This is a genomic window from Streptomyces sp. NBC_01296 (assembly GCF_035984415.1).
Lineage (GTDB): Bacteria > Actinomycetota > Actinomycetes > Streptomycetales > Streptomycetaceae > Streptomyces.
Window position 1 is genome coordinate 7,618,797 of the sequence record NZ_CP130720.1, and the last position, 21,770, is coordinate 7,640,566.

A 21,770-nucleotide genomic window follows, 5' to 3' on the forward strand; every position below is an offset into this window, starting at 1 on the left:
CCTAACGACACCCGCCCCACGGAAGTGACGCCCGGGTCGGGACGGCCGACCCCGGCTCAGGCCGGGTCCTGCGCGGAGTCGGGGCGGATCTCGATGTGGTCCGGGGCCAGGTCGACCGCCACGCGGTGCTCCATGCCCAGGGCCTCCAGGAACTTGTACGGGAGCTGCACGCGGCCGGTCCGGTCCAGCATCACGTACTCGCGCTCGCTCACCGACTCCGCGCCGTGCTCGTCCGTGACCGTGCGCCGCAGCACCTCGCTGCTGGTGCGGCCGTCGCGGATGGCCACCGTGCGGCGGACCTCGCCCGCGACGAGCGGGTCGTGCGTCACGATGACGACCGTGGCGCCGAGCTCCCGGTTCACGGTGCGGAACGCCTCGAAGATCGCGGCGCCGGTCTCGGAGTCGAGCTCGCCGGTGGGCTCGTCCGCGAGCAGGACCGGCGGGTTGTTGGCCATGGCGACGGCGACGGCCACGCGCTGCTGCTCGCCGCCGGACAGCTGGGCGGGGCGGCGGTCGGCGAGGTGGCCGATCCCGAGTGCTTCGAGGAGGTCCGCGACCCGGGCGGCATGGCGTTTCCCCGCACCGCGCCCCGCAGGTCCCTTCAACTGGAGTGGCACCGCGATGTTCTGAGCTGCCGTCAGGAACGGCAGGAGGTTGCGGGCGGTCTGCTGCCAGACGAACCCGACCGCCTCGCGGCGGTAGCGCAGGGTGTCCTTCGCGGACATCTCCAGCAGGTTGTAGCCGCCGACGGTCGCGGTGCCCGCGGTGGGCACGTCCAAGCCCGCCAGGATGTTGAGCAGGGTGGACTTGCCGCTGCCGGAGGCGCCCACGAGGGCCACCAGATCCCCCTGGGCGACGGTCAGTTCCAGCCCCTGCAGGGCCTGGACCTCGATGCCGTCGCTGCTGAAGATCCGGACCAGACGCTCGCAGGCGATGGCCGTGTCCGCCCCGATGCTCCGGGGCTCGGCGGCGGCCAGGGCCTGCCGGCGCAGCTCTTCGTAGGTCGGCTGGTCGCTGTTCAACGCTGGTCTCCCGCTCTCAACTCGGTGGTGATCTGGCGCCGCCCGGTCACGGCAGCCTCGGTGAGCACGGCCGCCGCGACCAGCCCGGCCAGGATCAGGGCCTGCGCCAGTACGGGCCACAGGGCCGGCCGTACACCGGTGTGCGCGTGCGAGCCGACCAGCGCGGACAGGTCCACGGCCGGCCCCAGCAGGGCCACGGCGGCCGCCGCGACCAGGGCGCCGCCCAGTGCGGCGGCCAGGGCCTGGGGCAGCGCCTCCGTCAGGATCAACGCCATGCCCTGCCGGGGACGCAGGCCCATGGTCCGCAACCGCGCGAGCAGCGCGGTCCGTTCGGGCGCGGCCCGGACCATGGTGAGCAGGACGGCCAACAGGGCGAGGCCCCCCGCGCCGGCCACCGACGCCCAGAACAGCCGGGCCGCCGAGCGCCCCAGCGGGTCGCGCGCCAGCCGGGCGCTCTCGTCGGCGCCGGTGTGCACGGCCCAGCCCGCGAAGGTGGGGCTCCTGGGCACGGCGCGGACCAGCTCGTCCAGCGCGGCCTTGTCGGGGGAGCCGAGGGCGAACCACCGGGTCGGGTGCGTCGTCTGGGCGACCGCCGCCGTGGCCGGGCCGGCCGGCAGGACGAGGAAGGAGCCGCCGACGCCCGGCAGGGCGGGCGTGCCCTCGACCACGCCCGCCCCCTTCACCGGCAACGCCCCGGCGTTGTCCAGGCGCAGCTCGTGCGGGCCGGACCCGGCCAGCCGGGCGAAGTCACGGCTGAACAGCGCGGGTACGGGCGTGCCGGCAGCGCCCGGGGCCAGCAGGGCCGGGTCGAACTCGCCCCACCCCACGGCCCGGGCCAGCTGCGCGTACGTCACCGGGTCGGCGACGACCACCCGCACCTTGGTCGACCCCTGGTCGGTGCCGAACACGAACGCGTCGTCGTCCGTCCACACCGGTACGGACAGCCGCACCCCGGGCAGCGCGGCGGCGGCCTCGAGGAAGGACTCCGGCAGGATCTCCCCGTAGGGTGCGGTGACCTGCGCGTCGCCGCCCACGTTCACCCGCGCCACCTCGGTCCTGGCGCTGTCCACGGTGGCGAGGACGGCGGCCCCGAACCCTCCCGTGGTGATCGCGAGCAGCAGGGCGACCACCGGCAGTACGGAAGGGCGGCGCCGGCCGCCGGTGCCGCGTGCGGCCCGGGCCAGCCCGAGGAAGCCGATGAGTCCGGACCGCCGCCCGGCGAGCCAGGCCAGCGCTCCGACGAGGGCGGGTACGAGCCGTGCCAGCACCAGGCCGCCGCACAGGGCGAGCAGCAGCGGGGCGGCGACCAGCAGCGGGTCCACGCCCTCCCCGGCCGGGGCGACCCCGCGCAGCCGGACCTCGAACACGGCGGCGGCTGTCGTGACGAGGACGAGCAGCTCGCCGGCCAGCCGGCGCCGGGGGCGCGGGCCGCGCCGCGCGGACAGCACCACGGCGGCCCGTACGGGGAAGGCGAGCAGCGCGAACAGCGCGGCGGCCGACGCGGCGAGCAGGGTGGCCGTCCACCGCGGGGTCGGCAGCAGCAGTACGGCCAGCGCGGTCGCGAGCGCGGCGGCCGGCAGGACGGTGACCGCGCCCTCGCCGAGCAGGCGGAGCAGGATGCCCCGGCGCGACCCGCCGCGGGCGTGCAGGAGCCGCAGCTCGGTCTCGCGCCGGTCCCCGGTGAGCGCGCCGGCCAGGCAGAACACCACGACGGCCACCCCGGCGACCCCAGCCGGGCCGATCGCGGCGAGCGGCGCGGCGGCCGACTCCCGGGCCCGGGCCTGGGTGAAGAGCGCCGGCAGCCCGGAACTGATCTGCAGCCGGGGCCGGCCCGTGGCCTGCGCCAGGTCGGTGGCGGTCTGCCCGGCCGCATATGCCGCGATCTGGTGCCCGACGGCGGCCAGTCGATCCGCCCGGAGCACGTCCGTGTCCACCGGGAGCCGCCAGAACTCCTCGGCCTTCCCGCCCCACGCGCCGAGCCGGCCGAGCGCGTCCGGCCCGACGAGGGCGGCGGCCTCCCAGTACATCTCCGGCAGGCGCGCGCGGGTGTAGCGCTGACAGGCGTGGGTGGGGCAGGGCAGGTCGGTCCAGAAGACGTCCGCCTCGTCGTGCGCGGCGTAGAGGCCGACGACTTCGGCGCTCATGGCGTCCGAGGTGCCGGAGGAGCTCCGCAGCACCGTGCCGACCTTGGCACCGAGGGTCTGCGCAGTCTGTTGCGGCAGCGCGACGGGGACCGGGCCGTCGGGCGTCCCGCCGCCCGGCCAGCGCCCCTCCACCAGGCGTACGTGCTCCTCGGCCCCGTGCACGTGCATCAGGTGGAGGATCGGCGAAACTTTTTCGGGCCGGGCCAGTTCGGGATTGTCGAGGGAGCGCGGCTTGACGCCCCGGGCGCCGTACACCGGCCCGCTCGGCGCGATGCCGTATCCGGGGCCGGTGCGGGCGAGCAGGGCGGCCAGCGCCGTGTCCAGGCCCTCGGGGCTCTGCGGCCCGTCCTGCGCGGGGGAGGTGACCAGCACGCTCGTCGCGCTCGCGCCGCGGTCGTGCAGGAAGGAGCGCAGCCCCTGATCGGCGCCGCGGTCCATGGCGCGCGGCAGGGCGGCCGACAGCAGCACGGTGACGAAGGCCAGCGCGGCGGCGAGCAGGGCGGTCAGCGGCGCCGCACTCAGCCGGGTGCGCACCCACGGCGCCGGGCGGATGGCGGACCCGGGCGGGGTGCCGGGCCGGGCGCCAGGCGGGGAATCGGGCGGGGAATCGGGCGCCGTGCCGGCGTCCGGCGTGGCCGGGCTGGTCATATCTCCTCCACGTACCGCAGCCGGGCGGCTGTGCTCCGGGCGTTCTGGTCACGCCGGCCGCCGGCCAGAGCCGACAGCAGCGGCAGCACGGCGATCGCGACGGCCAGCAGCAGCGTGCGGCCGTCCGGCAGATCAACCACCACGGTCGGCAGCGGGCGGCGGCCGGCCGGTGTCAGCACCATCAGCGGCACGACCAGGTGCACGATCGCGGCGCCCAGCCCCACGCCCACGGCGCTGCCGAGGCCGACCAGGAGCAGACTCTCGGCGGCAGCCGTGCGGGCCAGGCTCCGCCGGGGCGCACCGAGGGCCGACAGCACGGTGAACTCCCGGGTCCGCTCCCGTGCGGCTGCCGCGGACGAGGCCGCGAAGCCGATCGCGGCCAGGACCGCACAGGCGACGGCGAGGGCGGCCAGCGCGCTCTGCGGGCCCGCGCTCAGCGGATCGTCGAGCAGTTCCGCGGCCACCTCCTCGCGCAGCTGCACCTTCTGCAGGCCGGCGCCGGAGCGCAGTTCGGCGGCCGCCCGCGCAGGGCGCGGATCGTCGGCGGAGGCCGCCGGCAGCCACCATTCGGTGGGCGGTGGGAGCGCGCGCCCGTTCTCCGCAGCGAACATCCGGCCCAGGGCGGCCAGATCGAAGGCCAGCGCGGTGTCTCCGGCCACGGGCAGCGAGCTCACGGCCGCGGTCACCCGGACCCGCAGGGCCGAGACGCCGAACCGGACGGGGATCGTATCGCCCACCTTCGCTCCCACGGCGTCGAGGTAGCCGGGCGTGGCGATGCCGGGGAGCTCGCGGGCGGCCGGCGGCACGGCGGCGGGGGTCAGCATGATGTCGGCGCGGCCCACGGCGTCGGCCCCGCCGCGGTAGCTCATCCGCAGCAGCTCCGAGCCGTCGGTGGCGCCCGGCAACTGCACGGCGGCGGCCCCGTCCTTGAGGGCCGGCGCCGACAGCTTCCAGCCGGCCGTCGCGGACGGGGGGACGGGGACGGCCGCGCCGCTCGCCGTGTCGGAGGCGGAGATCCGGCGGACGGCCAGCTCTCCGGCGGACACCCGGAACCCCCCGGGTTCCGGCATGATGGCGGAGTATCCGACCGCCATGCCGACGAGGCTCAGCGGCGCGGCGGCCGAGCCGACGGGGGCATCGGTCAGGGCGCCCAGATCCGCGGAGAGGGTGGCCTCGCCGTCGGCGGGGATCGTCATCATCGGTGTCCGGAAGGTCAGGCCGAACCGGTCGCGCAGCAGCAGCGAGATGCCGGGGTTGCCGCCTTGGTGCCCGTGCAGCGCCACGTCGACGTCGATCCGCACGGGTGTGCCGGGCAGTACGACACCGCCGGCAGCGGGCGTGCCCGCGTCGAGGGCGAGCGGGGTGAACAGTTCGGCCATCGGGCGCCCGTCGCGCAGATCGGCCCGCAGCGGCACCCGTTCCGCCACGGCCCCGGCGTCCAGCGCGAGCAACTCCGCGGCAGTACCGCCCACCAGCTCCTGCTGCTCGCGGATCACCGGGATCACCCGCTCGCCGCCCGGGAGGGCCGAGTACCGTCCGCCCTGGCCCATGGCCGACAGATCGGCCCCGGAGATCCGCAGCCCGCCCGCGGTGGCGAACTCGGCCTGGTCGCGCTGGGAGGCGGACCACGCGCTGTGCTGGCCGAGGGCCAGCACCCCGCTGGAGACGGCGAGGACGAGGAGCAGCACCGGCCCGGTGGCGCGACCGGGCCGCCGGGCGAGCCGCCAGCCGACCAGCGCCGGGCCGAGGCCGCGCCCGCGCGCCGCCAGCCGCCCGCCCAGCCGGGCGGCGGCGAACGGCAGCAGCCGCAGCACCAGCAGGGTGCCGGCGCACAGCGCGAGGCTCGGCGCGGCGACCAGCACCGGGTCGATGCCCAGAGCGCCGGACGCGCCGGACGCGCCGGACGCGCCGGACGCGCCGGAACCCCCGGGCCCGGCGTCGCCGTAGCGGGACAGCTGCTGGTACGCGAGGACGGCCAGCGCCACCAGCGCCAGGTCCGCCCCGGAACGGGTGGCGCGCGCGGTGAGCAGCTGCCGGCCGCGCGTACGGCGCAGGGCCGCGGCCGCCGCGCCGCGCAGTACGGCGGGCAGCGCGGTCAGCAGGACACAGGCGAGGGCGCAGCCCGCCGCGACCGGCCACAGCAGCCAGGTCCCGGAGTTGTCCAGCGGCACCCGGGACAGCGGGCCGAAACCTGCGAGCAGCCGCAGCAGCGGAGGCGTGAGCAGCGGTGCGAGGACGGCGGCCGGCAGCGCGAGCAGCAGGCCTTCCGCCGCGGTGAGGGCTCCGACGCGGCGCCGGGAGGCCCCGCGTGCGGCGAGCAGCAGGCGCTCGGTCTCCTGCCGGTCCGTCAGGAGGTGGGAGACGAGCAGCAGTGCGGCCGCGGCCAGGACGGTGAGCTGCAGTGCGCCGACCAGCAGGGTGGAGCGGGCGACGAGCATCCCGGACTCCAGTTCGCCCAGCAGCTGCGGCAGTTCGGTCCTGGCGTGCAGCCCCGAGGCGCCGGCGAGGGCGTCCGCCGCACCGACGGCGCGGGCCCGCAGCGCCTCGGTCTCGGCGACGCGGACGGTGGCGAAGTCGGCGGTGAGGAGGCAGTCGCGGCCGTTCTGCACGATCCCGCCGGCGCCGAAGACGGTGTCGTCCACGAGCAGCGGTCCGTACGTGGTGAAACTTCCGACCTGGAACTCCCGGCCGCCGAGCGGGTCGAGCCGCCAGTACGCGGCGTCGGGGTCGGCCGCCCGGTACACGCCCGTGATCACCACGGTGAGCGGGGCGCCGCCGTACCGGTCGTCGAGGCGCACCTCGGCGGGAAGCGCGCTCGGCGCCAGCCCGAGCCGGGTCAGCGCCGCCTGCGGGACGGCCGCCTGCACCCGGCCGCCCGGCGCGGCGGCCGGCTCGGGCCACTGCCCGGAGACCAGGCGTACGCGGTCCCGGGCGAGCGCCGCGAGCAGGGTCAGGTCGGCGTCCCGGCCGGGGGCGCGGACGCCGGGCAGCCCGTACGAGCGGCTGCGCGCCACGCTCTCGACGGTGACCGGAAGCCGGCCGAACACCTCGGCGGAGAAGGCCCGTACGGCCTCGTCGTCCTTGCTGCGCGCGGCCGCCGGATGCTCGCCGGCGACCAGGACGGTGGTCCGGGTCTGGCCCGGTGCCTGGAGCGCCCGGCGCAGCCCCGCCTCGCCCACGCTGCGGTGGAACGCGAGCAGTGCGGTCAGCACGGTCGTGGTGATCAGTACGGTCAGCAGTACGGCGGCGGCGAGCGGCAGGCGCCCCCGGAGCCGGCGCACGACGAAGCCGAGCATGTGCCGTTTTCCTCCCCCATCCGGACCGTTGGCACCGGATAGCGGACGATGCTGTCAGATTCGAATGCAGAGCGGAAGGGACCGGAAGGGGCTTGCGTGAATGATGTGACGGATGAGCAAATTCGAAAGGACGGGATGTCAGACGGTGCCCGCCGGGCCGATTCCAGGGGGATCCAGACCATGACGCAGCATCAGAACAGCACGTCAGCACCCATGGTGACGGTGCAGGACCTCCACCGGAGCTTCGGCAGCGGCCCCCGGGCCGTCCACGCGCTGCGCGGGGTGTCGTTCGAGATTCGCCGCGGCGAACTCACCGCGCTCAAGGGCCGGTCCGGCTCCGGCAAGACCACCGTGCTCAACCTGGTCGGCGGCCTCGACACCCCGACCGGCGGCACGGTCACGCTCGACGGCACCGACCTCGCCGGGCTGGACGAGGCCGCACTGCTCGCCCTGCGCCGCGACCGGATCGGCTTCGTCTTCCAGTCCTTCGGGCTGATCCCCGTACTGACCGCCCTCGAGAACGTCGGCATCCCGATGCGGATGCGCAAGGTACCGGCGCAGCAGCGCGAGGAGCGCGCCCGCACCCTGCTGGCCCTGGTGGGCCTGGCCGACCACATGGACCAGCGCCCCGGCGAGCTCTCCGGCGGCCAGCAGCAGCGGGTCGCCGTCGCCCGCGCCCTGGCCAACGAGCCCGCGCTGATCATCGCGGACGAGCCGACCGGCCAGCTCGACTCCGAGACCGGCCGCTCGATCATGCAGCTGCTGCGCGCGGTGGTGCGCAGCGAGGGGGTCACCGTGCTGGTCGCCACCCACGACCAGAACCTCATCGAACTCGCCGACCGAGTGGTGGAGTTGCGCGACGGCCGGATCGTCGACGGCCCGGGCGCCTGAGCGGCGGTCCGACGCCCCGTCCCGTTCCCCCTACCGGTCCGCAAGCCGGCCCGCGAGCAGGTCCGTCATCACGTCGACCGGAAGGGAAGGGTTGGCGGCCGCCGCCCCCGCCACCTCGGGATCGGCGTCGGTGAGCAGGCCGACGAGGACGGCCGGGGGCAGGGCCGGGTGACGGGCGGCGCGGGGCCGGGCCCTCTCGTCGTCCAGGCAGGGCAGCAGCGCCCCCGCCGTCGCGTTCGGGTGGCCGGCGATCTCGCGCAAGACCCGCCGCACCGGCGGATCGTGCCGGGCCAGCTCCTCCAGCAGGGCCGCAGGGGCGTCCGGGTTGGCCGCCACCCGCGCGAGGACCCGTACGCCGTGCAGTGCGACCATGGCGCGCAGCTGCGCCTCGGAGAGACCCGGATGCGGGGCGACGGCCTTGACGACCGCCGCATCAGGATCGGCGGCCAGGGCGTCGCGCAATTCCGGTGCCAGATCGCGCCGTTGGCCCACGAGCATCCGTACGCGGGCATCCGCGGACGCGGCCGGCCCGGAGAGCTCGGCGGGCGAGGCATCGGCGATCCGCGGCAACAGGGTGGGCCCGATCCGGGCCGCCCGGACCAGGTGCGCGAGGACGTCGAGCGGCACCCGCGGGTGCCGGGCGAGGCCGTGGGCGACCTCGTCCCCGCCGGTTCCGCCCTTTCCGCCGTTCCGGCCGTTCTCGCAGCGGGCGGCCATGGCGCGGATCAGGGGTTCGCCGATCGCAGGGTTCCCGGCCACCTCGGCCCGCACTGCCGGGATAGGGTCCTCGGCGAGCCGTGCGTACAACTCCTGTGACAGGTCGGCCCGTTCGGCCAGCGCCCAGCGGATCAGCAGGGACGGATGGCCGGCGAGGGATGCCGCGGCGGCCGGCGGCGCGGCCGGGTTCCGCGCGGCCTGCTGCCGGATCTCGTGCAGGGTGGATTCGTGCCCGCCCGCGCACGCCGCGCCACCGCGCAGGTCGCAGTCCGTCCGGGGACAGTACGGATCGTGCGTGAACGGGATCTCCTCGCGGTCGCAGACCAGGCAGGAGCGGGCCGGAGCGAGCCCCTCGCCGGTGATCAGCGCGGCCAGCGCGGCGGGCGGGGTCGCCTCGTTGGCCGCGGCGCCCCTGCGCACCTCGGCGTGCGGATGCGCGGCGAGCCGGGCGGCTACGGACGGCTCGGTCGTCCACCGGGCCAGCTCTGCGACCACCCCGACCTCCGGATCGGCGGCCAGGGTCTCCCGTACGTCGGGCGGCAGGCCGGGCCGGGAGGTCAGGGCCTCGCGGATCTCCCGGTCCGGATGGGCCGCCAGCAGCCGGGCCCACGCGGGAAGCCCGGCACCCTCGTCCAGCAGGGCCAGGGCCACCGAAGGCCGGGCCACCGGGTCCACGTCGGCGGCGCGCAGCAGACCGGCGTGGGCGAGGTGGAGCGCGGCGGGCTCGTCGTGCGCCGCCAGCGCGGCCACCCGGGCGGGACCGAGGTCGGTGCGCCCGCTCAGCGCATCGGCGAGCTCCGGGTCCGAGGCGGCGCGCTCGACCAGCCGGTCGAGCAGTTCCGCCGGCAGCGCCGGATTGGCGCCGAGGCCGGGCAGCAGGTGCCCGGTCACCCCGTCACCGCCGCGGCCAGGGCCTCGGTCAGGGCCTCGGCGTACGGGTCCGGGCGCCGCCGGCGCGGGGTGACCACCCCGATGTGGCGGGCCGGGCGCGGCGGTTCGACCCGTACGACCGCGAGTGACGCCTCCGGAGCCAGCGACACGTGCGGGATCAGGGCGACCCCGACACCCGCGGCGACCAGGGTCTGCGCGAAGAAGTAGTCGGTGGTGGAGGCCGCCACCCGCAGGTCGAAGCCGGCGAGCCCCGCGTACCGGCGCAGGAACGCCTCCGTCTTCAGGCAGCCGATGACCCAGCGGTCGGCGTCCAGTTCGGCGAGGCCGAGGGAGCCGCGCCCGGCGAGCCGGTGCTCGCGCGGCAGGACCAGCCACAGCGGATCGTCCATCAGCGGCGTCCAGGCGAGCCCGGCCTGCAGGGGCAGCGGACCGTCGAAGTGATAGGTCAGCGCCAGGTCGGCGCCGCCGCTGCGCACCAACGGCACCGCGGCCTCCGGTTCGGCCTCCCGTACGGTCAGCTCGACATCGGGGTGCGCGGCCACGAACCGGGCCAGCGCCGCCGGCAGCAGACGGCGGCCGCCGCTGGTGAACGTGGCGACCGTCAGCCGGGGCCGCTGCGCCGTCAGCCGGTCGATCTCGTGGCGGACCTGGTCCAGCTCGGCGGAGATCGTCTCCGCCGCTTCCACCAGCAGCCGCCCCGGCTCGGTCAGGGTGACCCCGCGGGTGCTGCGCAGTGCCACCGGGTGGCCCAGACTCCGCTCCAGCGAGGCGATGTGCTGAGAGACGGCCGAGGGGGTCAGCCGCAGGGCCCCGGCCGCCTTGTTGAAGCTGCCGTGCTCGGCGACGGCGCGCAGGATGCGCAGCCGCTGCACATCGATCATCAGTTTTCCTTCATACCCGTTCAGCAGGTGATCGGTTCCGCTGGGGACGATACAGCGGCACAGTCGAGGCCATGCAGAAGATTCTTGTGATCGGCGGAAGCCGGTACTTCGGAAAGCACCTGGTCACCCTGCTGCGCGACACGGGCGACGAGGTCACCGTCCTCAACCGCGGCTCCGCCGCCCCGCCGCCCGGCGTGGGCCGTCTCGTCGCCGACCGCGACGACGCGGCGCAGCTGCTCGAGGCCCTGGGTGCGCGCACCTTTGACACCGTCGTCGATCAGGTCTGCTACACGCCGCTGCAGGCGGCCGTGGCCCGCCGGGTCTTCGCGGGCCGGACCGAGCGGTACGTGATGACCTCCACGATGGAGGTCTACGACCCCGCGCCGCCCACCCCCGAGGCCCGCGCCTACGCCGAGGGCAAGCGGCGGGCCGAAGCCGTCTTCCGGGGCGGCCCGGAGGCCGGGGGCCCGGTGGCCGGACGCCCGGAAACCGGCGGCCCGGAAACCGGCGGCCCCGCGGGCGGGGGTCCCTTCGACGGCGGTCCCGCGCCCTTCGGCTTCGCCGCCGTACGGACCGCGCACGTCCTCGGCGGCGGCCGGGAGGATTTCACCGGGCGTCTCGCGCACTACGTCGGGCGGATCGCGGCCGGGACCCCGGTGGACGTCCACGCAGCCCCGTACGCCACCTCCTTCATCCACCACCGGGAGATCGCCCGCTTCCTGCAGTGGGCGGCCGGGCAGTCCTTCACCGGCGCGGTCGACGCCGCCTCCCACGGAGCGCTCGACGTCCTCGGGCTGTGCGAGCTGGTCGCCGACCGGGTGGGCCGGCCCGCTCGCCACCGGGTCGTCGAACAGGGCGCTCCGGCCTCGCCGTTCTCCTTCGACCGCTCCTACGCCCTGGACAACAGCCGGGCCGCCGGCCTGGGTTTCGGCTTCGGCCGGGTCGCGGACTGGCTGCCCGGGGCGATCACCGCGGAGCTCGCCGAGATGGCCCGCTGACCCCTCACCCGTCGCCCGTACGGCGCTCCAACGGGGTGGCTACCGCAGAGTTGCTCACACTGAACGTCACGCTCCCCGCGCGGTAGCGGTCGTCCGTCCACTCGATCGGGCGACCGGTTGCGGTGGCGGAAACATGCCGTTGGCGCAGCAGCGGGCTCCCGCGCCGGATCTCCAGCAGCCGGGCGTCCTCGCTGCCGGCCGGAAGGGCGTCGATGAGGTGTTCGCCGTAGTGGGCGACGATCCCGGAGTCGTTCGCGAGGCCGTCCATCACCGAGCGGACGTCGTCCGCCATCGCCTCCACCGCGGCCGCGACCCAGTCGGCGTACGCGGTCCGCTCCACCATGGTGGGCTCCCCGTCGAGGAGCCGCAGCCGCACCACGTACAGGATGCCGGTGCCGGGCGGGAGCGCGAGCCGCTCCGCCTCCTCGGCGGTGGCCGGCCGGCGGGTCCGGGAGAGGAAGCGGCTGGTGACCTCTTGGCCGAGCCCCTCGGCCCACTGGGCGAAGCTGTTCAGCTCGCCGAAGCTGTGCCGGCGCTCGTGGCGCAGAACGATCCTCCGGGCGCCCTGGCGGGAACCGATCAGCCCTTCCGCGGCGAGCGTGGCCACCGCCTGGCGGACGGTTCCGCGCGAGGCGGACCAGCGCGCGGCCAGATCGCTCTCCGAGGGCAGCTGGGCGCCCACGGCGTACTCGCCGGACAGGATCGCCGAGCGCAGTGCCCCGGCGATCTCCAGATACCGGACCGTGCCCATTCCGTGCCGCCCCCTCGCTGTCGGATCTGCCGACGACCGTAACCCGAAGTCCCCGCCAGGCTAGGCCTCGAAGATCATTACACCCCTCCTGTCACGACTTCTTTCGGTCATTCTCTTCTCTTCGTCGAGCCGTGCCCCGCGGTCCAGTCCCCGTTCACCGTCCGTACAGGGAGGCCGGGCGAACTGGAGCCAACTTGTTCAGACAAGTAGACCCCCGTCAGGAACCCGTCTCCGGGAGAGACCGTGCTCAGTTCCTCCGCCCGCCGTGGTGCAGCCGTACTGCTCAGCGCCGCCGTCCTCACCACGCTCAGCGCGTGTGGCGCCGCTCCGGACCAGGCCGCCGGTGCTGCCGACGGCAAGTCCAAGGTCCAGCCGGGCGCCGCCGCCTCGCTCACCGACCTCGGCGGCATGGACGCCCTCGTCGCGGCCGCCCAGAAGGAGGGCCAGCTCAACGTCATCGCGCTGCCGCCGGACTGGGCGAACTACGGCGAGATCATCAAGGCCTTCGAGGCCAAGTACAAGATCAAGGTCAACAGCGAGAACCCGGACGCCTCCAGCTCCGACGAGATCGCCGCCGTGAAGTCCCGCAAGGGCCAAAAGCGCGCCCCCGACGTCATGGACCTCGGCATCGCCTTCGCGCGCAGCGGAGCCGGCGAGAACCTGTTCGCCCCGTACAAGGTCACCGCCTGGGACAAGATCCCGGCCGGCCAGAAGGACGCCGACGGCCGCTGGTACAACGACTACGGCGGCTACATCTCCATCGGCTGCGACGCGGCCAAGATCCCGAACTGCCCGACGACCTTCGCGGACCTGCTGAAGCCCGAGTACAAGGGCAAGGTCGCCCTCAACGGCAACCCGACCAAGTCCGGTTCGGCCTTCGGTGGCGTCTACGCGGCCGCCCTCGCCAACAAGGGCTCCTTCGCGGACATCCAGCCCGGCATCGACTTCTTCGGCCAGCTGCGCAAGAGCGGGAACTTCATCCCGGTCGAGTCCACCCCGGCCACCGTCGAGAAGGGCGAGACGCCCATCTCCATCGACTGGGACTACCTGAACGCCGGCTACGCCGAGCAGTTCAAGGGCAAGGGCGTCGACTGGAAGGTCGCCGTCCCCGCCGACGGCGTCTACGCCCAGTACTACTCGCAGGCCATCAACAAGGAGGCCCCCAACCCGGCGGCCGCCCGCCTGTGGATGGAGTTCCTGTACAGCGCCGAGGGCCAGAACCTGTGGCTGAAGGGCCACGCCCGCCCGGTCCTGCTCCCGGTCATGACCCAGGACGGCACCGTCGACAAGGATGCCGCCGCCAAGCTCCCGCAGATCCAGGGCACCCCGGCCTTCCCCGCCTCCGCGGAGCTGGACAAGGCCAAGGCGACCCTCGCCGAGAAGTGGGACAAGGCCCTCTCCTGATGTCCCCCTCCACCCCCGCCTCCCACTCGGAGGGCACCGCCGGCGGCAGCACCGGCCGCCGCCGGCGGCGCGGCCCGCGCACCTGGCTCGCCGCCCTCCCGCTCCTCGTCTTCACCGGGCTCTGCTTCGGCGTCCCGCTCGGCGCCATCGCCTTCGGCGCGGTCACCCGGACCGACCCGTCGAGCGGCGCCACCCGGCTGACCGGCGAGCACCTCGCTCGCTCGCTCCAGGGCCCCTACCTCGGCTCGCTCATCGGCAGCGTGCAGCTCTCCGCCCTCACCGCTCTGATCGGCGGCGTGCTCGGGGTCCTCATCGCCCAGGCCGTGGTCACCTCCCGCTCCCAAGCCCTGCGCAGTGCCGCGCTGACCGCCTCCGGCGTCCTCGCCAACTTCGGCGGCGTGCCGCTCGCGTTCGCGTTCATCGCCACCGTCGGCATCTCCGGCGTCGTCACCCAGCTCGCCGACCTCACGAGCCTCGGCTGGAGCCTGTACTCCTTCACCGGCCTCGCCGTGGTCTACCTGTACTTCCTGATCCCGCTCATGGTGCTCGTGATCGCCCCCGCGCTGGACGGACTGCGCCCGCAATGGCGCGAAGCCGCCCAGAACAACGGGGCCACCGGACGGCAGTTCTGGCGCCACGTCGGACTGCCCGTCCTGGCCCCCTCGCTGCTCGGCGGGTTCGTGCTGCTCTTCGGCACCGCGTTCGCCGCGCACGCCACGGCCGCGGCCCTCGTCGGCGGCTCCGTACCGCTGGTCACGCTGAAGATCGCCGACGCGCTGTCCGGCAACGTACTGACCGGACAGGAGAACGTGGCGCTCGCCCTCGGCCTCGACATGATCCTGATCGCCGGCCTCGTCATGGCGGTCTACCTGCCCCTCCAGCGACGGAGCGCCCGATGGCTGCGATGACCCCGACGCCCGCACCGACCGCCCCGGACACCGGGGCGGCGCCCGCCGGCACCACGGCGCCGGCTCCGGCCTCCCGGCCGGGCCGCCGCCCCCGTCCCCGGGTCTGGCGCGGAGCCGTACTCCTGCTGGCGGGCGCGTACTTCCTCGTCCCGCTCATCGCCTCCTTCGTCTTCACCGTGCACGTGCCCGGCCAGGGCATCAGCTTCGAGGCGTACACCCAGCTGCTCTCCGCCGACGGGTTCACCGAGAGCATGCTGCTCTCCCTCGGGCTGGCCGCCGCCACCATCGCGCTGTCGCTGCTGCTCGCCGTGCCCGCACTGGTCGCCGTACGGCTCGGCTCGCCGCGGCTGCGCCCGGTCGTGGAAGTGATGTGCATGCTGCCCCTGGTGGTCCCGCCGATCGCGCTGGTCACCGGTATCACCACCGTGCTGCGCTGGGGCCCCGAGCACCTGTCGCGGACGCCCTTCTACCAGACCTTCCTGGCCGTGCAGAACGAGCAGTTCCCCGTCGTCCTGGTCCTCGCGTACACCGTGCTGGCGCTGCCCTTCGTCTACCGCTCGCTCGACGCGGGACTGCGCGCCGTCGACGTGCCGACCCTGGTCGAGGCAGCCCGCAGCTGCGGCGCGAGCTGGCCGTACGTGGTCCTGCGCGTGCTGCTGCCCAACCTGCGGTCCTCGCTCGCCGGAGCCGCCTTCCTCACGCTGGCCCTGGTCCTCGGCGAGTTCACCATCGCCTCCCTGCTGGGCTTCCGGCCCTTCGCCGTGTGGATCGTGACGATCTCCGGAGCCCACGCCCGGATGTCGGTCGCCGTCTCCATCCTCAGCCTGCTCATCACCTGGCTGCTGCTGCTCGTCCTCTCGCGGGCCGGGACCAACCCCGCCACGGTGTCCTCCGCCCCCCGTACGTCCCCCACCTCCCGCAAGGAGTCCTGACCTCCATGTCCACCACCCTTCCCGCGGCCAGGAAGCCCGAGGAGCCCGCGAGCTCCGCGCCGGGCGCGCGCGTCGAATTCCGCGGCCTGCGGCGGGCGTTCGGCTCCACCGTCGCCCTCGACGGGCTCGACCTGACCATCGAGCCGGGCGAACTCGTCGCCCTGCTCGGCCCGTCGGGCTGCGGAAAGACCACCGCCCTGCGCGTGGTCGCGGGCTTCGAACAGCCCGACTCCGGTGAAGTCCTGGTCGACGGCGAGGACATCACCCGCGTACCGGCCAACCGGCGTGACGCCGGGATGGTGTTCCAGTCGTACAGCCTCTTCCCGAACCTCAGTGCACGCGACAACGTGGCCTTCGGGCTGCGCGTACGCAAGGTCGGGGCGGCCCAGCGCCGCGAGCGGGCCGCCGAACTCCTCGACTTGGTCGGCCTGCCGGACCACGGCGACCGCTACCCGCACCAGATGTCGGGCGGCCAGCAGCAGCGCGTCGCACTCGCCCGCGCCCTGGCGCTGCGCCCGCGCGTGCTGCTGCTCGACGAGCCGCTCTCCGCGCTCGACGCCAAGGTACGGGCCAACCTGCGCGACGAGATCCGCCGGCTCCAGCTCTCCCTCGGCATCACCACCGTGTTCGTCACGCACGACCAGGAGGAGGCCCTGTCGATGGCCGACCGGGTCGCCGTCCTGAACGCAGGCCGGCTGGAGCAGTGCGCGGCCCCGGCCGAGCTGTACGAGCGCCCCGCGACGCCGTTCGTCGCCGAGTTCGTCGGCACGATGAACCGGCTGCCCGGACAGCTCACCGACTCCGGGCTGGTGGAGGTGGCCGGCGCCCGGCTGCCCGTCGACGGCCCGGTCCCGACGGCGACGCGCGAGGTGGAGGTGCTGGTCCGGCCCGAGAACGTCACCGCGACCGCCGACCCCGAAGGCGCGGCCACCGTGGTCTCCGCGTCCTTCTTCGGCGCCGTGACCCGGCTCCACCTCGAACTGCCCGGCGGCACCTCCGTCAAGGCGGACCTGCCCTCGCGGGACGCGGGCGAGCTGGCGCCGGGGGCGCGGGCCGCCGTCGGCCTGGCCGAGCGTCCGGCGCTCGTCGTGGCCCGGTCCGCGTGAGCGGCCTCGCGGCGGTCCTGTTCGACATGGACGGCACCCTGGTCGACACCGAGGTGCTGTGGTGGAGGACCACCGAGCGGATCGCGCAGGGCCTCGGCCACGAACTGACCGGCGCGGACGCGCCCGAGGTCGTCGGCCGGGCCGTCGAGGACACCGCCGCACACCTCGTACGGGTCTCCGGAGGGGGAGATCCGTCCGAGGTGGCGCAGGACCTGACCGCGGACTTCTTCCGCCGGGTGGAGGCCGGGGCGCCGATGCGGCCCGGCGCCCAGCGGCTGCTGACCGCGCTCGAGGCCGAGGGCGTGCCCTTCGCCCTGGTCAGCGCCTCGCCGCGGCTGGTCGTCGACTCGGTCGTCGGCGGTTCGCTGGCCCATGTCCCGTTCGCGTTCACCCTGTCCGCCGACGACACGGACCGGACGAAGCCGCACCCGGACCCGTATCGTGCGGCCGCCGAGCGGCTCGGCGCCGCGGTACGGGACTGCGTGGCGGTGGAGGACTCGCCCGACGGGGCGGCCTCCGCCGAGGCCGCCGGGTGCGCGGTGCTGGTGGTCCCGTCGCTGCTGGAGGTGCCGGCCTCGCCCGTACGGACCTTCGCGCAGTCCCTGGAGGACGTGACTCCGGACCTGCTGCGGCGCTGCCTCGGCGGGGGCGTCCCGCGGCAGGACCGTCAGGAACCCAGGCCGAGCAGCTCCACGACGCCGTCCACGTAGGCGGCCGACACGGAGCCCGGAGCGACGGCGGCCGCGCGGCGCAGCGAGGGCAGACCGGCCCGGACGAACGCCGCGCACTGCCCGTACAGCCCGGCCTCGTGCGAGGACCCGTCGTCCTCGCTGCCGAGCAGGGACAGCAGGGTCCACAGCAGCGCCTCGCGGGTGGCCAGCCGCGGCGGGCCCGCCGACCAGACGGCCATCAGCACCCCGCACACCGCCGGAGCGGGCGGGTGCAGGTGCCCGGACAGGAAGGCGTGGCCCTCCAACGCGCGGAAGGCGGCCGGGTGTCCCTCGGCCACCGCCCACAAGGTGTCCACGAGATGCCCCGCACTGCGGCCGCAGCCGCACGTGACGCTCTCCCAGTCGTGCCGGGCGATCTCCGCCCCCACCGCGTCGGGCACCAAGGGGCTGCTGCGCGGCTTGTCCGTCCCTCTCATGCGAGCAGTATGGGGATCGGGAACCGGCCTGACCAGGGGGTTCCGCCAGTCGGAACGGCCCCGTGACCAGGGGCGGGAGCGGGGCCCGCAGCGAGCCCGGGACCGGGCCCCGGCGTCGGACCCGGTCCGGGCCCTTGTCCGGGCTTCGCACCGTGTCCCGGACAGGGGCCCGGATCATGGCCGGAACCGGATCGCGGGGGCCCACGTCTGAGACCCCGTGTGGATGAAACGAAGAATTGCCGCCCTGCTCCTGGCCCTGCTCGCGACGCAGCTGGGATCCCTGATCAGCCCTGCGTACGCCTGCGGCTGCGGGGCGATGATCCCCGAGGGCTACGCCCGGATCGGCGTCGAACGGGAGACCTCCGTCGTGCGCTTCGACGGCCGTACGGAACAGATCGTGATGCGGTTCGTCGTCCGCGGGGACGCCCCGCGAGCGGCCTGGATCATGCCGGTACCCGGGCGGGCCACGGTGGAGCTGGGCGACGAGGAGATGTTCCGGCAGCTGACCTGGCTGACCCGGCCCGAGTTCAAGACCCGCAGCTACTTCTGGCCGCGCGACCGGGACTGGCCGTTCTCCTCCCGTACGGGCGACTCAGTGGGGGCCCCGATGCCCGGTGCGGGCGCCCCCTCGGTCGGTGTCGTAGGCCGCGAACAGCTCGGCGATTTCGACGTCGCACGCCTCACCGCGACCGACCCCGGCGCACTGCGCAACTGGCTCGAGACCAACGGCTTCAAGCTGCCCGACGGCCTCACCGGCGAACTGAAGCCGTACGTCGACCAGAAGTGGGAGTACGTCGCCGTACGCCTCGCCCCCCGGGAGCCGGGCAAGAAGCTCACGGGCACCCTCGACCCGCTGAAGATCCGCTTCGACAGCAACCGGCTGGTCTACCCGATGCGGCTGTCCCGGCTGGCCAAGACCCCGCAGTCCCTCGGGCTGTACATCCTGGCCGATCACCGCATGGAGCCGGCCTCCGCGATCGGCGGCGCCAAGCCGAAGATCACCTTCGCCGGCACGGTCACCCCGGAGGGCGGGCTCGCCACGCTCACCGGCGGCAAGCCGGCCTTCCTGACGGCGATCGACCAGGAGTTCCCGGAGCCGGGCCGCATCGACGGCGACCACGAACTGCGCGCCACCGCCGCCGACACCCCGTACCGCAAGGTGATCTACACCAACGAACTGCTCACCGTCGGCGGGATCCCGGCCTGGCTGCTGACCGTCGGGGCCGTTCTCGTCGCCCTCGCGGCGGGCGCCTTCACCCTGCGCCGCCGCAGGTCCCGCAGCGCGAGCGCCTGACCGACCCGATGCGCAGCGCGGCCGCGGCCCGCGATCCTCGAGATCCCGGGCCGCGGCCGCCCCCGTAGCACTGCGCTCGGCCGGATCTACACCGGCCGGGGCGGCTGCGTCCGCCAGAACGCGCACTGGTGGTCCGACCCGAACGAGGTGCCGGTCCGCGTCGCCGCGGGGTCGAGGGTGAGCACCGTGGCAGCGGCCCCGGCCCCGGTCGCCGGCCACGCCGTCTGCCCCGCCGCCGCCGGGACGCCGTAGCGCGCGAACGCACCCCAGTAGCGCTTCATCCGGGTCGCGAGCGCGACCTGCTCCGCGGTCAGCGGCCGGTCGCCCATGGTGAAGTCGTGCAGATAGGCCAGCTCCGCACTGTGCGCATTCGACTCGTCGAGACCGGGCACCTGCGCCCCGGCCAGCGTCGGCGAGTTCGGATCGTCGAACTCGTAGAAATACGTGGGCACTTGCGCGGCGAACAGCTGCGCCGTCCACGCCGTCTGGCAGGCGAACGTCGAGTCCGTCGTGAGCGCCGACAGCGCCAGGTACGGGGACCCGTACGCCGACACCGGATACCGGGCGAGCACCTCCGGGCCGGCCGCCCCGTACCCCGCCAGGACCTGCGCGGTGTACTGCTCCTGCGTCAGGTGCGGCTGGGTCAGCGCGACGAACAGGCGCGCCTCGGACCGGGTGCTCCCGATCAGTACCGGCACCTTGTTCCAGTGCCCGCTCCCGATGGCCGTCGCCGGATCGACCGGCAGCAGCCCGTCACCGGAGGCCGGACCCGAGGTGGGCACCGTACGGGCCGCCTCGACCAGCGCCGCCCCGGAGGCGGCCCGCAGGCACGCGGCCGGCGCGGCCGGATCCGTGCAGCCCGCGGCCATGGCGAAGGCCCGTGCCTGCGACTCGGCCTGCGCGCGGTCCGGCGGACGCAGCAGCGTGCACGGCCCGCTCTGCAGCACCGCCCGGTGGAACAGCCCGGCCGCCGAAGGCGCGGCCAGCAGCGCACAGACGGAACCGCTGCCCGCCGACTGCCCGGAGACCGTGACGTTCCCGGGGTTCCCGCCGAACGCGGCGATGTTCTCCCGGGTCCAGCGCAGCGCCGCCATCTGGTCCATCAGCCCGAAGGAGCCGGAGCGCTGCGCATTCTCCCCGGCGAGCTCGGGCAGCCCGAGATAACCCAGCTGCCCCAGACGGTAGTTGATGCTGACCACGACAGTGCCGGTGAGATCGGCCATGGTACGGCCGCCGAACTGCGTGCCCGTGCCCTGGCTGTACGCACCCCCGTGCATCCACACGATCACCGGCAGCCGGGCTCCGGCACGGGCCGTGCGGGGCCGGTACACGTCGAGATACAGGCAGTCCTCGCTGACGGCCTGCGGATCACGCAGCCCGAACGGCGAGAACTGCAGGCACGCCGGGGCCTGCCGGACCGCCTCCCGGACCCCGGTCCAGCGGCGCGGCTGCTGCGGCGCGCGCAGCCGCGCGTCCCCGACCGGGGGAGCGGCGTAGGGGACGCCGAGGAACTCCTGGGCGCCCGAGCCGTCGTCGTTCCGCCCGCGCAGCACGCCCTGCGCGATGGTGGCCTGCGGGCGCGCAGACCCGCCGGACGAAGCCGCGGTGGCCGCCGCTGCGGGGAGCGCCGGGGCGAGCAGGGCCGCCAGCGCACAGGCGGCGGCGAGCAGCGACCGTGCCGTACGCGGCCGACTCACGGGCGGAGCCCGGCGATGAGGGCCGAGGTGACCGCGAAGTCGGCGGGCCCGGTGTTCCAGTCGGCGTTCATCGGGCTGACGGCGATCTTGCCGGCACTCACCGCCTCCACGTCACCGCCCTTGGCGGCCGGCTGCGGGCGGACCTGCACCGTCACCTTCCAGGTGCCGTCCCCGGAGTCGGTGAAGTCCGCCTGGAGCGGGGCCTGGGGGTCTTGGAAGGTCGCCGCCACACCGGCCGCCGTTCCCTTGCCGTCCGCGCCGACGATCGGGTGGTTGACGTTGAGGCCGACGCCCTTCGGCAGCAGCGGGCCCGACCTCGCCCGGCTGCGCAGCCGGTCGATCAGCTTCACGGCGAAGTCGAGGGTGGGGCCCATCGCGTTGACGGTGGCGGTCGGATCGGGCACGGCCAGGCCGCCGGTGCTCAGCGCGATCGCCGGTACGCCGCTCTCGAGGGCGGTGACGGCGCCGCCGACCGTACCGGAGTGGGTGGCGAGACCGGCCACGTTCGGGCCGAAGTTGGTGCCCGAGACCACCAGGTCGGGGGCGCGTCCCTCGAAGACCTCGGAGAGGCCGAAGGCGACGGAGTCGCCGGGCGTGCCGTCCACGGCCCACACCTTCGGCTCGGGGTGTTTCACCGCGATGGTGGGGGCGCTCATCATCTTCGTGCCGGTGCCGCTCTGGTTGGTGAGCGGGGCGACGATGGTGACGTCGTACCCGGCGGCGGTGAGCCGCTCGAACGCCTTGCGGATGCCGGGTGCGTTGTACCCGTCGTCGTTCGTGAGCAGGATCCGCAGCGGGGCCGCGGGAGCCGCCGTACTCGCCGCGGGCGCGGTCTGCGGCGAGGCGACCGCGGGCGCCGTACCCGCGAGGGCTGCGGTGCACACGATGAGGACGGCCGGCGGCAGAACTCGCTTGCGTCTCACAGGGAACTCCTTGGAAGGGGAGGGGAGGGAGGCGAGGGTGCGGTACGGGTGGTGCGAGGAGGGTGTGGTGCAGGACCGGCGGGCGCACGACCCTCGGCATGCGCCCGCCGGAGTTCGAGC

The 21,770-nt window shown here is 74.8% G+C and carries 17 protein-coding genes; 8 read left to right on the forward strand and 9 right to left on the reverse strand.

Annotated features, from left to right (window positions below; all coding sequences use genetic code 11):
* Positions 1 to 56: 56 nt before the first annotated feature.
* From OG299_RS34740 to OG299_RS34750, 3 genes are read right to left on the reverse strand one after another with little or no spacing between them, the layout of a single operon-like run.
* On the reverse strand, positions 57 to 1,022 hold the full coding sequence (locus OG299_RS34740) for an ABC transporter ATP-binding protein (RefSeq protein ID WP_327363638.1): 966 nt from the start codon (positions 1,020 to 1,022) through the stop codon (positions 57 to 59).
* Positions 1,019 to 3,814, reverse strand: coding sequence for a hypothetical protein (locus OG299_RS34745; protein ID WP_327363639.1), 2,796 nt, complete (start codon positions 3,812 to 3,814; stop codon positions 1,019 to 1,021). Before OG299_RS34745 ends, OG299_RS34740 begins: the two co-directional genes overlap by 4 nt.
* Complete coding sequence (locus tag OG299_RS34750; RefSeq protein WP_327363640.1) at positions 3,811 to 7,110, reverse strand: FtsX-like permease family protein; 3,300 nt, start codon at positions 7,108 to 7,110, stop codon at positions 3,811 to 3,813. The genes OG299_RS34745 and OG299_RS34750 overlap by 4 nt, the downstream gene beginning before the upstream one ends.
* Before the next feature lie 180 nt (positions 7,111 to 7,290).
* On the opposite strand from OG299_RS34750, the gene OG299_RS34755 reads away from it, so the two are divergent.
* Positions 7,291 to 8,001, forward strand: coding sequence for an ABC transporter ATP-binding protein (locus OG299_RS34755; RefSeq protein WP_266632105.1), 711 nt, complete (start codon positions 7,291 to 7,293; stop codon positions 7,999 to 8,001).
* A 30-nt stretch (positions 8,002 to 8,031) separates the two neighbouring features.
* Here the strand turns inward: OG299_RS34755 and OG299_RS34760 are convergent, their stop codons facing one another.
* Both OG299_RS34760 and OG299_RS34765 read right to left on the reverse strand, forming a co-directional pair.
* Complete coding sequence (locus tag OG299_RS34760) at positions 8,032 to 9,609, reverse strand: hypothetical protein (RefSeq protein ID WP_327363641.1); 1,578 nt, start codon at positions 9,607 to 9,609, stop codon at positions 8,032 to 8,034.
* A complete protein-coding gene (locus tag OG299_RS34765; protein WP_327363642.1) occupies positions 9,606 to 10,490 on the reverse strand; it encodes a LysR family transcriptional regulator in 885 nt (294 codons plus the stop codon). Before OG299_RS34765 ends, OG299_RS34760 begins: the two co-directional genes overlap by 4 nt.
* Before the next feature lie 71 nt (positions 10,491 to 10,561).
* On the opposite strand from OG299_RS34765, the gene OG299_RS34770 reads away from it, so the two are divergent.
* Entirely contained in the window at positions 10,562 to 11,488 is a 927-nt protein-coding gene (locus OG299_RS34770; RefSeq protein ID WP_327363643.1) for an NAD-dependent epimerase/dehydratase family protein, read from the forward strand.
* A 4-nt stretch (positions 11,489 to 11,492) separates the two neighbouring features.
* Here the strand turns inward: OG299_RS34770 and OG299_RS34775 are convergent, their stop codons facing one another.
* Complete coding sequence (locus OG299_RS34775; RefSeq protein WP_266632112.1) at positions 11,493 to 12,239, reverse strand: GntR family transcriptional regulator; 747 nt, start codon at positions 12,237 to 12,239, stop codon at positions 11,493 to 11,495.
* A gap of 243 nt (positions 12,240 to 12,482) precedes the next feature.
* On the opposite strand from OG299_RS34775, the gene OG299_RS34780 reads away from it, so the two are divergent.
* The 5 genes from OG299_RS34780 to OG299_RS34800 are packed head-to-tail and all read left to right on the forward strand — an operon-like array spanning position 12,483 to position 17,299.
* Entirely contained in the window at positions 12,483 to 13,643 is a 1,161-nt protein-coding gene (locus tag OG299_RS34780; RefSeq protein ID WP_389875251.1) for an ABC transporter substrate-binding protein, read from the forward strand.
* The gene (locus tag OG299_RS34785) at positions 13,643 to 14,551 is read left to right on the forward strand and encodes an ABC transporter permease (protein WP_327363644.1); all 909 of its coding nucleotides are present in this window, start codon (positions 13,643 to 13,645) and stop codon (positions 14,549 to 14,551) included. The genes OG299_RS34780 and OG299_RS34785 overlap by 1 nt, the downstream gene beginning before the upstream one ends.
* Positions 14,539 to 15,483, forward strand: a complete 945-nt coding sequence (locus tag OG299_RS34790; RefSeq protein ID WP_266632116.1) for an ABC transporter permease — start codon at positions 14,539 to 14,541, stop codon at positions 15,481 to 15,483. Before OG299_RS34785 ends, OG299_RS34790 begins: the two co-directional genes overlap by 13 nt.
* Positions 15,484 to 15,488: 5 nt before the next feature.
* On the forward strand, positions 15,489 to 16,589 hold the full coding sequence (locus OG299_RS34795) for an ABC transporter ATP-binding protein (protein WP_327363645.1): 1,101 nt from the start codon (positions 15,489 to 15,491) through the stop codon (positions 16,587 to 16,589).
* Positions 16,586 to 17,299 carry an HAD family hydrolase gene (locus tag OG299_RS34800; protein WP_327363646.1) on the forward strand — a complete coding sequence of 238 codons (714 nt, stop codon included), beginning with the start codon at positions 16,586 to 16,588 and terminating at the stop codon, positions 17,297 to 17,299. The genes OG299_RS34795 and OG299_RS34800 overlap by 4 nt, the downstream gene beginning before the upstream one ends.
* Here the strand turns inward: OG299_RS34800 and OG299_RS34805 are convergent.
* Positions 17,257 to 17,736 (reverse strand): hypothetical protein, encoded by a 480-nt coding sequence (locus OG299_RS34805; RefSeq protein ID WP_327363647.1) that lies wholly within the window; start codon positions 17,734 to 17,736, stop codon positions 17,257 to 17,259. The two genes, OG299_RS34800 and OG299_RS34805, sit on opposite strands and share 43 nt — an antisense overlap.
* A 223-nt stretch (positions 17,737 to 17,959) precedes the next feature.
* On the opposite strand from OG299_RS34805, the gene OG299_RS34810 reads away from it, so the two are divergent.
* Complete coding sequence (locus OG299_RS34810) at positions 17,960 to 19,030, forward strand: DUF2330 domain-containing protein (RefSeq protein WP_266632124.1); 1,071 nt, start codon at positions 17,960 to 17,962, stop codon at positions 19,028 to 19,030.
* A gap of 86 nt (positions 19,031 to 19,116) precedes the next feature.
* Here the strand turns inward: OG299_RS34810 and OG299_RS34815 are convergent, their stop codons facing one another.
* The gene (locus OG299_RS34815; protein ID WP_327363648.1) at positions 19,117 to 20,727 is read right to left on the reverse strand and encodes a carboxylesterase/lipase family protein; all 1,611 of its coding nucleotides are present in this window, start codon (positions 20,725 to 20,727) and stop codon (positions 19,117 to 19,119) included.
* Entirely contained in the window at positions 20,724 to 21,650 is a 927-nt protein-coding gene (surE, locus tag OG299_RS34820) for a 5'/3'-nucleotidase SurE (protein ID WP_327363649.1), read from the reverse strand. Before surE ends, OG299_RS34815 begins: the two co-directional genes overlap by 4 nt.
* Positions 21,651 to 21,770: the final 120 nt, after the last annotated feature.

Excerpts from the sequence above, each read along its gene's own strand:
- OG299_RS34745 (WP_327363639.1), bottom strand. The coding sequence starts at position 3,814 with ATGACCAGCCCGGCCACGCCGGACGCCGGCACGGCGCCCGATTCCCCG.
- OG299_RS34750 (WP_327363640.1), bottom strand. The coding sequence starts at position 7,110 with ATGCTCGGCTTCGTCGTGCGCCGGCTCCGGGGGCGCCTGCCGCTCGCC.
- OG299_RS34755 (WP_266632105.1), top strand. The coding sequence starts at position 7,291 with ATGACGCAGCATCAGAACAGCACGTCAGCACCCATGGTGACGGTGCAG.
- OG299_RS34765 (WP_327363642.1), bottom strand. The coding sequence starts at position 10,490 with ATGATCGATGTGCAGCGGCTGCGCATCCTGCGCGCCGTCGCCGAGCAC.
- OG299_RS34770 (WP_327363643.1), top strand. The coding sequence starts at position 10,562 with ATGCAGAAGATTCTTGTGATCGGCGGAAGCCGGTACTTCGGAAAGCAC.
- OG299_RS34775 (WP_266632112.1), bottom strand. The coding sequence starts at position 12,239 with ATGGGCACGGTCCGGTATCTGGAGATCGCCGGGGCACTGCGCTCGGCG.
- OG299_RS34785 (WP_327363644.1), top strand. The coding sequence starts at position 13,643 with ATGTCCCCCTCCACCCCCGCCTCCCACTCGGAGGGCACCGCCGGCGGC.
- OG299_RS34790 (WP_266632116.1), top strand. The coding sequence starts at position 14,539 with ATGGCTGCGATGACCCCGACGCCCGCACCGACCGCCCCGGACACCGGG.
- OG299_RS34795 (WP_327363645.1), top strand. The coding sequence starts at position 15,489 with ATGTCCACCACCCTTCCCGCGGCCAGGAAGCCCGAGGAGCCCGCGAGC.
- OG299_RS34805 (WP_327363647.1), bottom strand. The coding sequence starts at position 17,736 with ATGAGAGGGACGGACAAGCCGCGCAGCAGCCCCTTGGTGCCCGACGCG.
- OG299_RS34810 (WP_266632124.1), top strand. The coding sequence starts at position 17,960 with ATGAAACGAAGAATTGCCGCCCTGCTCCTGGCCCTGCTCGCGACGCAG.